The 12768-nt window shown below is 60.7% G+C and carries 13 protein-coding genes; 10 read left to right on the top strand and 3 right to left on the bottom strand.

Annotated elements, in window-relative coordinates:
* Positions 1-102 precede the first annotated feature (102 nt).
* Genes lepB through rny form a run of 3 tightly spaced genes read right to left on the bottom strand, consistent with a single transcriptional unit; the run spans position 103 to position 2755 of the window.
* Positions 103-645: a signal peptidase I gene (gene lepB / locus BN2154_RS14110; RefSeq protein ID WP_050619384.1), complete on the bottom strand. Its 543-nt coding sequence runs from the start codon at positions 643-645 to the stop codon at positions 103-105.
* Complete coding sequence (locus BN2154_RS14115) at positions 642-1163, bottom strand: nitroreductase family protein (protein WP_050619385.1); 522 nt, start codon at positions 1161-1163, stop codon at positions 642-644. The genes lepB and BN2154_RS14115 overlap by 4 nt, the downstream gene beginning before the upstream one ends.
* 50 nt (positions 1164-1213) lie before the next feature.
* A complete protein-coding gene (gene rny / locus BN2154_RS14120) occupies positions 1214-2755 on the bottom strand; it encodes a ribonuclease Y (RefSeq protein WP_050619386.1) in 1542 nt (513 codons plus the stop codon).
* Positions 2756-3064: 309 nt separating this feature from the next.
* Between rny and BN2154_RS14125 the strand changes: the two genes are divergently transcribed.
* The 10 genes from BN2154_RS14125 (at position 3065) to BN2154_RS14165 (ending at position 12756) form a co-directional block, all read left to right on the top strand.
* Positions 3065-3811: an IclR family transcriptional regulator gene (locus tag BN2154_RS14125; RefSeq protein WP_050619387.1), complete on the top strand. Its 747-nt coding sequence runs from the start codon at positions 3065-3067 to the stop codon at positions 3809-3811.
* A gap of 351 nt (positions 3812-4162) precedes the next feature.
* Positions 4163-4714 carry a 2-oxoacid:acceptor oxidoreductase family protein gene (locus tag BN2154_RS14130; protein WP_050619388.1) on the top strand — a complete coding sequence of 184 codons (552 nt, stop codon included), beginning with the start codon at positions 4163-4165 and terminating at the stop codon, positions 4712-4714.
* The gene (locus BN2154_RS15535; protein ID WP_094762528.1) at positions 4692-4973 is read left to right on the top strand and encodes a 4Fe-4S binding protein; all 282 of its coding nucleotides are present in this window, start codon (positions 4692-4694) and stop codon (positions 4971-4973) included. The genes BN2154_RS14130 and BN2154_RS15535 overlap by 23 nt, the downstream gene beginning before the upstream one ends.
* On the top strand, positions 4973-6184 hold the full coding sequence (gene porA, locus BN2154_RS14135) for a pyruvate ferredoxin oxidoreductase (protein WP_050619389.1): 1212 nt from the start codon (positions 4973-4975) through the stop codon (positions 6182-6184). The genes BN2154_RS15535 and porA overlap by 1 nt, the downstream gene beginning before the upstream one ends.
* The gene (locus BN2154_RS14140) at positions 6184-7056 is read left to right on the top strand and encodes a thiamine pyrophosphate-dependent enzyme (protein ID WP_050619390.1); all 873 of its coding nucleotides are present in this window, start codon (positions 6184-6186) and stop codon (positions 7054-7056) included. Before porA ends, BN2154_RS14140 begins: the two co-directional genes overlap by 1 nt.
* A 20-nt stretch (positions 7057-7076) precedes the next feature.
* Positions 7077-8012 carry a ketopantoate reductase family protein gene (locus tag BN2154_RS14145; protein ID WP_050619391.1) on the top strand — a complete coding sequence of 312 codons (936 nt, stop codon included), beginning with the start codon at positions 7077-7079 and terminating at the stop codon, positions 8010-8012.
* Positions 8013-8055: 43 nt separating this feature from the next.
* Complete coding sequence (locus tag BN2154_RS14150) at positions 8056-9132, top strand: TRAP transporter substrate-binding protein (RefSeq protein WP_050619392.1); 1077 nt, start codon at positions 8056-8058, stop codon at positions 9130-9132.
* A gap of 90 nt (positions 9133-9222) precedes the next feature.
* Positions 9223-9756, top strand: coding sequence for a TRAP transporter small permease (locus tag BN2154_RS14155; protein WP_195892362.1), 534 nt, complete (start codon positions 9223-9225; stop codon positions 9754-9756).
* Positions 9753-11111 (top strand): TRAP transporter large permease, encoded by a 1359-nt coding sequence (locus BN2154_RS14160; RefSeq protein WP_050619394.1) that lies wholly within the window; start codon positions 9753-9755, stop codon positions 11109-11111. The genes BN2154_RS14155 and BN2154_RS14160 overlap by 4 nt, the downstream gene beginning before the upstream one ends.
* 79 nt (positions 11112-11190) lie before the next feature.
* Entirely contained in the window at positions 11191-12756 is a 1566-nt protein-coding gene (locus tag BN2154_RS14165) for an acyl CoA:acetate/3-ketoacid CoA transferase (RefSeq protein ID WP_050619395.1), read from the top strand.
* Positions 12757-12768 lie beyond the last annotated feature (12 nt).

Here is a 12768-nt window from a genome sequence, read left to right on the forward strand (position 1 = left end):
TGTCATTTTCGTGCAAAGGGCAAACAGAAAACGCCCCGCCGCGAAAGCGGCGGAGCGTTCCAGGGCTCGTTCTTCCCATTCCCCGCTCCGGCGGACCGGCGTTTACCGCACCGCCCCCAGCCGGGTGAGCGGGAAAACCACCCACTCCGCCCGGCCCAGCACATACCGGGCGTCCACCGCCCCCAGCGCCGGGTTCCGGCTGTCGTTGGAGACGTTTCGGTTGTCTCCCAGGACAAAGATGCAGCCCTCCGGCACGGTGAGGGAGGTGACGGTCTGCCAGTGCCTCTGGGTCATTGGCTCCAGGATATAGTCCTCCTCCAGGGCCCGGCCGTCCACGGACACGGCACCGGCGGCGTAGTCGATGTCCACCCTCTGGCCGCTCACGGCGACGATGCGCTTGACAATGGGCCCCTCCACGTCATCGAACTCCTTGGAGAGCACCACCACGTCTCCCTGCCGGGGCGTGTAGCCGATGCTCCGCACCACCATCCAGTCCCAGTCCCGGAGGGTGGGCTCCATGGAGGTCCCGTCCACCGGCGTCAGGCGGCCCAGGAACAGGAATACCAGCACCAGGGACACCGCTACGGACGCCAGAGCCTGGAGCCAGAAATAGAGGCTGACCGCCAGAGGCTCCCGGTCTGTCATGCCTCCTCCCGCTCTGCGTAGCAGTCCTGATGGACCCGCTCCTCCAGATAGCGGTCGTGGGGCTCTTTTACCTTTTCGGTCTTTCCGGCGGCCAGGATGCCCACGGGCCGGATATAGTCCGGCAGGGCGCACAGCTCGGTGATCTTGTCGATGCGCACCGGGTCGGGGTGGACCCCCACCCACAGGCTGCCATAGCCCAGCTCGGTGGCCTCGATGAGCATATTCTCCAAAGCGGCGGAGCCGTCCATGATCCACCAGTCCCCCTGAATCTTGCACTTGCGCAGGTCGGCGCACACCAGGATGTTCAGGGGGGCGGTGCGCATGGCGAAGGCGTTGGGGTGGACGGAGATAAACTGCTCGATGGCGGCCTTGTCCGTCATACGGATAAAGACCCACTCCCGGTTGTCCTTGGCGGACGGGGCGGCCATGCCGGCCATGAGGATCTTCTTCACGTCCTCGGCGGGGACAGGCGTATCCAGGAATTTACGGATGCTGCGGCGGCGGAAAATGGCGTTCATGTGATCGTTCCTTTCTTAAAAAAAGCGGGACCCCTTCGGGCCCCGCTTCCTTATTTGGCGTACTCGATGACCTTGGTCTCCCGCAGGACATGCACCTTGATCTGGCCGGGATACTCCAGCTCTTCCTCGATCTTCTTGGCGATGTCCCGGGCCAGCAGGACCATCTGGTCCTCGGAGACCTGCTCGGGCTTGACCATGATGCGGACCTCGCGGCCGGCCTGGATGGCGTAGGATTTTTCCACTCCGGGGAAGGAAGAGGTGACCTCCTCCAGCTTTTCCAGGCGCTTGATATAGTTCTCCAAATTCTCCCGCCGGGCGCCGGGGCGAGCGGCGGAGATGGCGTCGGCCGCCTGCACCAGGCAGGCCACCACCGTCTTGGGCTCCACGTCGTTGTGGTGGGCCTCGATGGCGTGGACGATGGCCTCAGACTCCTTGTACTTCCGGGCCAGCTCCACACCGATGGCCACGTGTGAGCCCTCCACCTCGTGGTCGATGGCCTTGCCCAGATCGTGGAGCAGACCCGCCCGCTTGGCCTCGGCCACGTTGGCGCCGATCTCGGCGGCCAGCAGGCCCGCCACGTGGGAGACCTCGATGGAGTGGTTGAGCACGTTTTGGCCGTAGCTGGTGCGGTACTTCATGCGGCCCAGCAGCTTGACCAGCTCGGGGTGCAGGCCGTGGACATTGGTCTCGAACACGGCCCGCTCGCCCTCGGCCTTGATGGTGGCGTCCACCTCCCGCTTGGCCTTCTCCACCATCTCCTCGATGCGGGCGGGGTGGATGCGGCCGTCCAGAATGAGCTTTTCCAGGGCGATCCGGGCGATCTCCCGGCGGACGGGGTCGAAGCAGGAGACTGTGATGGCCTCCGGCGTGTCGTCGATGATCAGATCCACCCCGGTGAGGGTCTCCAGAGTGCGGATGTTGCGGCCTTCGCGGCCGATGATGCGGCCCTTCATCTCGTCGTTGGGCAGGGGTACCACCGAAACGGTGGCCTCGGCCACGTGGTCGGCGGCGCAGCGCTGGATGGCCAGAGAGATCATCTCCCGGGCCATGGTGTCGGCCTCTTCCTTAAAGCGGGCCTCGATCTCCTTGATCTTCATGGCCGACTCATGGGTGACCTCGGTCTCCAACTGGGAGATGAGATAGTTCTTGGCCTCCTCGGCGGTGAAGCCGGAGATGCGCTCCAGCACTTCCATCTGGGTCTTTTTGACGGTGGCGACCTCCTCCCGGGCCTCTTCCAGCTCGCTGAGCCTCCGGGCGAGGGTCTCCTCTTTCTTCTCGATGTTGTCGGTCTTGCGGTCCAGGGTCTCTTCCTTCTGCTGGAGCCGCCGCTCCTGCTTTTGCAGGTCGCTGCGGCGCTCCTTGACTTCCTTCTCATACTCGTTACGGGCCTTCAGGATCTCTTCCTTCGCCTCCACCAACGCTTCCCGCTTTTTGCTCTCGGCGCTCTTGATGGACTCGTTGATGATGCGCTTGGCCTCTTCCTCCGCGCTGGAGATCTCCTTCTCGGAAATATTCTTGCGGATTTGGATGCCGGCGAAGATGCCTATGACCAGCCCGACTATGATGCCAATCAGGGCGTATAACCACGGCATAAGTTAGGGACACACCTCCTGTTTCATTTTTGTTGGCTCGGAATGGAATTGCATAAAATGAGTCGTGTAGGATAATCCCACACGATTTGTGAAAAACCTCCCCCGGAGTTCTTCAGTTTTAGCCATTTATATTGTAAAACGATGATGCTTTTCTGTCAAGAACTTTCGCACCCTAAAGAAGGACCTCATAGCCAGGAGCGCTGCTTCCCAGCCATGCCGGCATTCCTGGGTTTCCCGGCATTTTGCTTGACAGGAAGAACATGCCAAGCTAGAATGTATGTAATTTAATAGCAAGAAAGGAAGTGTACCGTGGCAAAGGAAGTAAGTCAAACCGTTGTCAATGCCCTGCGGTTGCTGGAATGCTTTGGACAGGAGGAGGAACTGGGCATTACCGAGCTGGCGGCTGACATCGGTGTGGGGAAGGCTGTGGCGGCCCGGTTGGTGAGTAGCCTGGTGGAATTCGGCTATCTGCGCCAGAACCCCCAGACCCGGAAGTACCGTCTGGGCCTAAAACTGGTATACTGGGGCAGTTTGGCTCAGGAGCGCAACGAGATTGTGCAGTTGGTAGAGCCCTACCTCTGGACCCTTAGCCAAGAATTCCAGGTTAGTGCCCATATGGCGGTCCTAGATCATTTCGCCGCTCTCATCACCTGCAAGGTAACGAGGGGCCCCATAGTCTATATGAATTCCCGTGTGGGAACCTCCCTGCCCATCCACGCCTGTGCCACAGGTAAATGCCTGTTGGCCTATAGCAGCGAGCAGTTTCTCCAGGAGTTTTTGGGCACACAGCCTCTGGTCCGTTTTACGGAACAGACCATCACTGATCCCGATGTCTTTCTGGAGGAGGCACAGCGCATCCGCCAACAGGGCTATGCGCTGGACAATGAGGAGTCCAACTTGGGGTTGTCCTGTATGGCCGTTCCGCTTCTGAATGCAGGCGGGCAAATCACTGCTGCCATCTCCCTCAGCGGACAGACCAAGTTCATGAAGAAGAACCATGTTGCCATTCTCCGACGACTCCGGGAAGTGCAGCATGAGCTTTCTTCCTACCTGTAAAGCCGCAAGCCCATTGCCTCCCAATGGTTTTGCGGTTTTACTGTTTCGTCTCGTCCCTCTTTTTTCGTCAAAATATATATTTTGCAGAAATAAAACAGGAATTTTTCCGTATGCATTGACATCCCAGAAAAGTTTTGCTATACTGGCGACGATTAAAAGAAAACCATTTTGAATTGGACCGCTTTGCGGCCTAAAAAAATAACAATTATCCGGAATATTGTACCGTTATTCGGAAAAATTGGGGGCAATGGCACGTTTTAGAAGGAAGACCGCCTATGCGGTCTAAAAAAAGTTAACTATATCGGAATATTATACCGATAATAGGAACAATTAATGAAAGGGGAGTTATCCATGTATCGCATCAAGTTCTACGGGATCGGTGGACAGGGCGCGGTCACGGCAGCGAAGGTACTTTCCCAAGCGGTCTCCATCTATCAGGACGAGTACGCCATCACGGTACCGGCTTACGGCCACGAGCGCCGGGGTGCACCAGTATACGCCCACATCATTGTGGACAAAGAGCCGGTGATGCTCAACTGCTATGTTTACGAGCCCGACATTGTAGTTGTATTTGACGAGACCATCATGGAGAAAAATGTAAACGTCGGCGAGGGCTGCCACGACGGCACTATTCTGGTACTGAATACCAACAGCGCGGACGTCGTGGAAAAGTACCGCAAGACGTACGGCTTCAAAGAAATCTACTGGAGCGATGGCACGGGCGCAGCCCTTCGGAACATTGGGCTATCCATTCCCAACAGCGCCATGCTAGGCGCTCTGGCCCGGACGGGCGTAGTGGACATCGCTGCGGTGGAGCACGCGATCAACGATAGTTTTGGAAAGGTAGGGGAGAAAAATGTCAAAGCCGCAAGAGACGCCTATGAGCACACCGAAAAATCGTAGAATCCTGGGCCCCTGTTCTCTGGTGTTTGCCGCTGCCAATACCGGGAGCTGGCGGCTGGAGCGTCCGGTTGTGGACGCAGAAGGTTGCATTCGCTGCGGCACCTGTGCCCGGTCCTGTCCTGCGGATATTATCACAATACACAAGACCGGGGACGTGCCGGTGGAGATCGACTGGCGCTATTGCAAAGGCTGCGGCATTTGTGTCAACGAGTGCCCTAAGCATTGCATGAAACTGGTGGATGAAAGGAGCGGAGAATAATGCCCATCAAAATGCTTGACGGCAACGGCGCAGCTGTAGAAGCCATTCGCCTGGTTAAGCCCGGCGTGATCGCCGCCTACCCCATCACCCCCCAGAGCTCCATCGCCGAGCACCTGTCCGACGAGGTGGCCGAGGGCCGTATCGACGCCGAGTATGTCCGCGTGGAGTCCGAGCACTCCGCCATGAGCGTCTGCGTAGGCGCCCAGCTCACCGGCGTGCGGGCCGCCACCGCCACCTCCTCCGTGGGCCTCGCCCTGATGCACGAGGTCTGCGGTGTCACCAGCGGCTGCCGCATCCCCATGGTCATGCCCGTGGTCAACCGCTCCCTGGTGGCACCCTGGTCCCTGTGGTGCGACCACCAGGATACCATGGCCGAGCGGGACACCGGCTGGCTCCAGTTCTACGCCGGAACCGTGCAGGACGTGTTGGACCTCTACCTGACCGCCATGCGCATCAGTGAACATCCCGATGTGCTTACCCCCTCCATGGTCTGTCTGGATGGCTTCTTCCTCTCCCACTCTATGCAGAAGGTACATGTCCCTGAGGATGCCGATGCTTTTGACTTCGTGGGCGAGTATCAGCGCATCAACATGTACCTGGACCCCATGGACCCCATGTTTGTCAACGACCTGACCCCCACCGACGAGTACACGGAGATGCGCTACCAGCAGATGGTGGGCTTCCAGGAGGCGGCCAGGCTGGCCCCCCAGGTCTTTGCCGAGTACAACCAGCGCTTCGGCAGCAGCCTGGACATCGTGAAGCCCTACATGCTGGACGACGCCGAGGTGGCCGTGGTCACCATCGGTTCCATGTCCGGCACCGCCCGCTACGTGGTGGACCAGCTCCGGGCCAAGGGCGTCAAGGCCGGGGCGCTCCAGATCGTCATGTTCCGCCCCTTCCCCACGGAGGCCGTTCGGAAGTATCTCTCCCACGTGCCCGTCATCGGCGTGATGGACCGGTCCGCCGGTCTGGGCGGCATCCAGCCCCCGGTGTGTACTGAGGTCACCGCCGCCCTCTACGGCGCACCGTGCGACATCCGCAGCTACATCGGCGGCTTGGCCGGGCGCGACATCTCCAATCACTCCTTTGAAAAGATCTTTGGGGAGCTGCTGGACATCAAGTCAGGCAAAACCAAGGAGCACGGCCAGTGGTTCGACGTCAAGGAGGACCCCATGGACATCCGGATGGAGATTTGGGAGGAGGAAGACTGATGTATAAGATGATGGCAGAATCCAAAGGCCTGGTCACCCACGGCGTCAGCACCTGTCAGGGCTGCGGCCTGGAGCTCATCATGCGTAATGTAATGGAGGCACTGGGTGAGGACATTGTCCTTATCATCCCTCCCGGATGCTCGGCCATGTTCTCTGGCAGCGGCATCGAGGGCAGCGTAAAAGTCCCCGGCATCCAGGGCAACCTGGAAAATTCGGCCGCCATCGCCAGCGGCATTGCCAACGGCTTCCGGCACCAGGGCAATACTCACACCAAAGTCGTGGCCTTCGCTGGTGACGGCGCTACTGTGGACATTGGCCTACAGGCGCTCAGCGGCGCCATGGAGCGCAACGAGAACATCCTCTACATCTGCTACGACAACGAGGCGTATATGAACACCGGCATCCAGGGCAGCAGCTCCACCCCCGCTGGCGGGTGGACCACCACTACCCCTGCGGGCAAGCTGGGACAGAGCAAGGATCTGATGCGAATCGTAATGGCCCATGACGTACCCTACGCCGCCTCCGCCTCCATCGCTAATCTGCCTGACCTGAAGCGGAAGGTGAAGAAGGCCCGGGAGACCGTGGGGACCAGCGTGCTCCACATCCAGTGCCCCTGTCCCACCGGCTGGGGCTATCCCTTTGCTAAAAGCATCGAACTGGCCCGCGAAGCGGTGCAGAGCGGCGCATGGCTGCTCATGGAGTTTGAGAGCGGTAAAGTGAAGATCAGCCAGGTCCCCAAAAAGCTGGGCGAGGTGGAGGATTATATCAAGCCGCAGCGCCGTTTCCGCGGCATGAGCGACGCGCAGCTCCAGGCCCTGAAGGAGCAGGTGGCCGCCCGCTACGAGATCATCAAGAGCAGGGCAGAAGCCTAGCGCCGGAACAGGAGGCAGAGATGAAATTTGCCGTATTGGGCGCGGGCGCCATGGGCTGCCTCTACGGGGCCCAGCTCAAGCAGTCCGGCCAGGGAGTCACCTTGATCGACGTGAACGTTCCCCACATGGAGGCCATCAATGAACGGGGCCTGCTGGTCAGGCGGGAGAGCGGGGAGGAGTCCGTGCCCATCTCCGCCTGCCGGGCAGAGGAGTACCGGGGCGTGGCCGATGCAGTCATCGTCTTCACCAAGAGCATCTACTCCGCCGGCGCGCTGAGCTCCCTGGCGGGGGCCATCGGGCCCGAGACCCAGCTGATCTCCTTCCAGAACGGGCTGGGGCATGAGAAGGTCATGGGCGCGTACGCCGATCCCGACCACATCATCATCGGGACCACCAACTTTCCCTCCGACCTGGTGGGAAACGGCGAGATCTCCACCGGCGGTGCGGGAGTCACCCGCATGATGACGGTCTCCGGCAAGACCACCCCCGCGGTCCAGGCCCTCTACGAGATCTTCCGGACGGCGGGGCTCAACCCGGAGCTCACCGCTGACGTGTTCCAGGCGATCTGGGAGAAGGTGGCCTTCAACGCCGCTCTCAACACCCTGACCTCCGCCACCCTTCTGCCCCAGGGCTACCTGGGCCAGACGAAGGAGGGCATGGAGTTGGCCCACACCATCGTGAGCGAGGTCATCTCCGTGGCCCACGCCAAGGGCATCCGGGCCGACGGGAACCACGTCCACAAAAACGTGGATGAACTTCTCACCACCCACTTCGAGCACTGTCCGTCCATGTTTCAGGACGTACTGAAAGGCCGGCAGACCGAGGTGGAGTTTATCAACGGCGCCGTGGTCCACGAGGCCGAGGCCCTCGGGATGGAGGTCCCCGTGACCAAGACCCTCTACTACTTGGTCAGCATTTATCAGCAGACCTACCCCCACCGCAAATACGAACTATAGTCTTCGACGAAGAATCAACAAATAGTATACACGGAGGGACGAAATGAAAAAGTTTAATCAGGTCCTTGCACTGATCCTGGTGGCCGCGATGATGGCCTCCCTGGCCGCCTGCGGCGGCGACGGCGGCAAGCAGCCCGCCGCCAACGACCCGAAGTCCAGCGCCAACGCCGGGGTCCAGAGCGGCGACCAGAGCGGCCCCACCCCCGAAAACCCCCTGATCCTGAAGCTGGGTCACATGGGCAACGAGACCAACCCCCTGAACACCTACACCATGCGCTTTAAGGAGCGGGTGGATGAGCGCACCAACGGCGCCATCCAGATCGAGGTCTACGGAGACCGCGTGCTGGGCGCGGACCGGGAGCTGCTGGAGGCCATCCAGATGGGGACCCTGGACATGGCAGTCACCACCACCTCCCCGCTGACCAACTTTGTCCCCGCCTACCTGACGCTGGACCTCCCCTATCTGATCTCCGACTGGGATCACTGCTACAAGTTCTTTGACAGCGACATCTATACCCAGATGCTGAGCGAGGGCGACAGCGTGGGTCTCACCGTCCTCTCCCTGGCGGGCCGCGGCTTCCGCCACGTCACCACCAACGACCGGCCCATCCGCAACCTGGACGACATCAAGGGCCTGAAGCTCCGTGTCATCGAGTCCTCCGTCTACGTGGATACCTTTACCGCCTTCGGGGCCAACCCCCAGGCCATGAGCTTCGGTGAGGTCTTTACCGCCCTGCAGCAGGGCACCATCGACGGCCACGAGAACTCCTACCTGGTCATCCAGGAGGAGAAGGTCTACGAGGTCCAGAACACCGTCTCAGAGACGGCCCACATGTTCGCTTTCTTCGACATGGTCATCGGCACCAAGGTGCTGGAGGGCCTGCCCGAGGATATGCAGGAGATCATCCGCACCGCCGCCCTAGAGGCGGGCCTTGAGGAGACCGAGTCCGAGCAGGCCACCGAGAGCGGCGTGAAGGACTTCCTGCGCGAGAAGGGTGTCACCATCGTGGAGGACGTGGACGTGGACTCCTTCAAGGCCGTCGTCCAGCCCGTGTACGACAAGTTCGGCAAGGAGTACGACACCACTTACCTCACGGAGATCCAGGCCCTCAACAGCTAGTCGTCCCTCCCAAACCGTGCCTCATCCCCCCTCATCCCCCCTATGGAGGAGGGATGAGGCCCCATTTCAGGATGAATGGTGGAATTGAATATGAAAACAGTCGATAAAGTCCTGGACTTCATTGAGAAGATATGCTTTGCGCTGGCGGCTGTGCTCCTCATTGGAATGCTATTCTCCCTCTCGGTGCAGGTCATCTCCCGCTATGTCTTTAACACCGGCTTTTCCTGGACGGAGGAATCCGCCCGGTACATGATGGTCGTCATGGTTTTTGTGGGAGCCGTGGTGTGTACGAAGCAGGGCATCCACGTGGCCGTAGACGCCCTGGAGGAGATGATGCCCAAGGTGGCCCCCGTACTCAAGGTCGTCCAGCTCCTCATTATGCTGGTCTACTGCGGCGTGGTCTTCAAATTCGGCATTGACATCCTGGAAACCGCCGCCATGCAGACCTCCCCCAACATGAAGATCCCCATGAACTTCATCTATATCATCTTCCCCATCACAATGGTCTTCATCGCAATCTACGCTCTGCGCCACCTCGTCGCCGTCTTCCGCAGGGAGAAGTACGGGGCGGTCAAGGATGAAGTCACGGAGGCCCTTGAGGCGGTAGAGGAGGAGATCCCATGATCGTTGTCTTCTTTGTCACGGCCATCGTCCTGCTGCTGCTGGGCGTCCCGGTGGCCGTCACCGTGGGCAGTGCGGCCATCGTGTTTATCCTGGGCAGCGGCATCAGCCCCCTGATTATCATCCAGCGGCTCTTCGTGGGCCTGGACTCCGTCTCCTTCATCGCCATCCCCATGTTCATCCTGGCTGGTGACATCATGAACCGGGGCGGTCTGGCCAAGCGCATCGTCCGGCTGTGCAGCAAGCTGGTGGGCAACATCCACGGCGGTCTGGCCATCGTGACCATCATCGCCTGCATGTTTTTCGCCGCCATCTCCGGCTCCGGCGTGGCCACCGCCGCCGCCATGGGCGCCATCATGGTGCCCTCCATGGTGGCCAGCGGCTACAGCAAGGAGTATGCCGGCGCGGTGGTGGGCGCCGCCTCCCCCATCGGCGTCATCATCCCCCCCAGCATCTCCTTCATCGTCTACGGTGTACTGGCCAACTGCTCCATCACGGGGCTTTATAAGGCCGGCATCCCCGCCGGCATCATCATGGGCGCGGCCCTGATGGCCGTCTCCTATATCATCGCCCGCCGCCGGGGTTATCGCGGCACCATCGCCGGGAACTCCGGAGAGGAGGAGCGCAGACACGTCTCCGCCTCTACCGGCGCGGCCGCGGAGGCCAAGGGCGGCGTGGCCGTCCGAGTGCAGGAGGAACAGAAGCCCATGGGCCTGTGGGCCAAGGTCTGCGACTCCTCCGTGTGGGCCATCCTGACCCCCGTCATCATCATCGGCGGCGTATTCGGCGGCATCTTCACCGCGACCGAGTCCGCCGTGGTAGCCGTACTCTACTCCATCCTGGTGGGCACCTTTATTTATAAAGGGATGCGCTGGCGCGACCTCCCCAAGGTGTTCCTAAACGCCGCCGTAGGCGCGGCCAAGATCATGTTCATCATCGCCAACGCCCAGCTCTTCGCCTGGGTCATCTCCTACGCCAAGATCCCCCAGATGATCCTCTCTGGCTTCGAAAGCCTCCAGATGCCCGGCTTTGTCATCCTGCTGCTCATCAACCTGATCCTGCTCATCGCCGGCACCTTTATGGAGACCAGCGCCATCATCCTGATCTGCACCCCAATCTTCCTGCCCGTCGTCACCGCCATGGGGATGGACCCGGTCCACTTCGGCATCATCATCACCGCCAACACGGCCATCGGCCTGTTGACCCCGCCCTTCGGCGTATGCCTCTTCACCGCCGCCGCCGTGGCCAAGGTGAAGATCCAAGCCATGTTCAAGGAGATCATACCGTTTATCGTGACCATGATCATCGCCATCCTGATCATTACCTACTGCGCGCCGCTGGTCATGTTCATGGTGTAGCGGCAGCTTGCAATCGGACGGAACATCAACAGGCGCGGAGAGGTCTTCTCTCCGCGCCCTAAGAAAAGGTGGGAATCATATGGCAAAGATCGTCTCCGCCCGGGAGGCCGTCTCCACGATCCGGGACGGCATGACCCTGGGCATCGGCGGTTTTGGCTCCTACGGCCCCTCTGACGAATTGCTGGAGGCGCTGGCGTGCCAATACGCCGAAACCGGCCATCCCAGTCGGCTGACGGTAGTGGCCGGCATCAGCGGCGGCAACAACAAGCCCGAGGACATCGGCTTTAACCGGCTGAAGGCCCCCGGCCTTCTGGACACCATCATCGCCGGGCATCTGGGCAACGCCCCCTGCATCGCCAACATGGTGGGCGGCAATGAGATCGCCGGCTTCACCATCCCCCTGGGCGTGGTGATGCACCTCTACCGGGCCATCGCCGGGAAGAAGCCCGGCGTCCTCACCCACATTGGCCTGGGCACCTTCGCCGATCCCAGGGTGGAGGGCTGCAAGGCCAACGACAAGGCCCGGGAGCAAGCGCGCGAGGTAGTATCTCTGGTCGAGATGGAAGGGCGGGAATACCTGTTCTACCCCTCCTTCCACATCGACGCCTGCCTGATCCGCGGCACCTATGCCGACGAAGACGGAAACATTACCATGTGGCACGAGGCGCTCACCGACGCCCAGTTAGAACTGGCCTCTGCCGTCCACAACGGCGGCGGTACCGTTATTGTTCAGGTGGAAGGAATCGTCAAGCGCGGCACGATTCCCCCAAAGGAAGTGCGCATTCACAACTCCCTGGTGGATTATATCGTCAAGGCCCGGCCAGGAAATCATCTGCAGGGCTACGCCTGCTCCCACTATCGCCCGGAACTCACCGGCGAAGTCCAAGTGCCCACTGACGCGCTGCCTCCCATGCCCTTGGATATCCGGAAAGTGATTGCCCGCCGGGCCGCCATAGAGCTGCGTCCGGGCTGCCTCATCAACCTGGGCATTGGGATTCCTTCCGGCATAGCCAACGTGGCCAATGAGGAGGGCATCGCCAACCAGATGACCCTTTCCCTAGAATCCGGCCCCGTAGGAGGCATTCCGGTGGACGGCGTGGGCTTTGCCGCCGCCGTCAACGCCGAGGCCATCTACAGCATCTGTGACACCTTTGACCTCTACGACGGCGGTGTGCTGGACATGACCTTCCTGGGCGCAGCGGAGATTGACCGCCGGGGCAATGTCAACGTCTCCCGGTTCGGTACTCGCTGCACGGGGCCCGGGGGCTTTATTAACATTTCCCAGAATGCCCGCCGGGTGTTCTATGTGGGGGCCTTCACCTCCGGTAAACTGGAGGCCGAGATCGCCAATGGAAAGCTGAAGATCGTCCAAGAGGGCACCGGCGTCAAGTTCGTGGACCAGGTGCAGCAGATTACCTTCTCCGCCGACTACGCCAACGAGAGCGGCCAGGAGGTCATGTACATCACCGAGCGGGCGGTATTCCGCCTGACCCCGGAAGGTCCCATGCTGGTGGAAATCGCTCCGGGCATCGATCTGGAAAGGGATATCCTCCTCCACATGGCTTTTCACCCCATCCTCTCCCCGGAGCTTAAGCAGATGGACGCGCGCATCTTCCGGGCCGAACCCATGGGGCTGCATCTATGAGCCCGGCCCGCC

Origin of the sequence: Intestinimonas massiliensis (ex Afouda et al. 2020) (assembly GCF_001244995.1) — a bacterium.
Lineage (GTDB): Bacteria > Bacillota > Clostridia > Oscillospirales > Oscillospiraceae > Intestinimonas > Intestinimonas massiliensis.

Excerpts from the sequence above, each read along its gene's own strand:
- lepB (WP_050619384.1), bottom strand. The coding sequence starts at position 645 with ATGACAGACCGGGAGCCTCTGGCGGTCAGCCTCTATTTCTGGCTCCAG.
- BN2154_RS14115 (WP_050619385.1), bottom strand. The coding sequence starts at position 1,163 with ATGAACGCCATTTTCCGCCGCCGCAGCATCCGTAAATTCCTGGATACG.
- rny (WP_050619386.1), bottom strand. The coding sequence starts at position 2,755 with ATGCCGTGGTTATACGCCCTGATTGGCATCATAGTCGGGCTGGTCATA.
- BN2154_RS14130 (WP_050619388.1), top strand. The coding sequence starts at position 4,163 with ATGTATCGCATCAAGTTCTACGGGATCGGTGGACAGGGCGCGGTCACG.
- BN2154_RS15535 (WP_094762528.1), top strand. The coding sequence starts at position 4,692 with ATGAGCACACCGAAAAATCGTAGAATCCTGGGCCCCTGTTCTCTGGTG.
- porA (WP_050619389.1), top strand. The coding sequence starts at position 4,973 with ATGCCCATCAAAATGCTTGACGGCAACGGCGCAGCTGTAGAAGCCATT.
- BN2154_RS14140 (WP_050619390.1), top strand. The coding sequence starts at position 6,184 with ATGTATAAGATGATGGCAGAATCCAAAGGCCTGGTCACCCACGGCGTC.
- BN2154_RS14145 (WP_050619391.1), top strand. The coding sequence starts at position 7,077 with ATGAAATTTGCCGTATTGGGCGCGGGCGCCATGGGCTGCCTCTACGGG.
- BN2154_RS14150 (WP_050619392.1), top strand. The coding sequence starts at position 8,056 with ATGAAAAAGTTTAATCAGGTCCTTGCACTGATCCTGGTGGCCGCGATG.
- BN2154_RS14155 (WP_195892362.1), top strand. The coding sequence starts at position 9,223 with ATGAAAACAGTCGATAAAGTCCTGGACTTCATTGAGAAGATATGCTTT.
- BN2154_RS14160 (WP_050619394.1), top strand. The coding sequence starts at position 9,753 with ATGATCGTTGTCTTCTTTGTCACGGCCATCGTCCTGCTGCTGCTGGGC.
- BN2154_RS14165 (WP_050619395.1), top strand. The coding sequence starts at position 11,191 with ATGGCAAAGATCGTCTCCGCCCGGGAGGCCGTCTCCACGATCCGGGAC.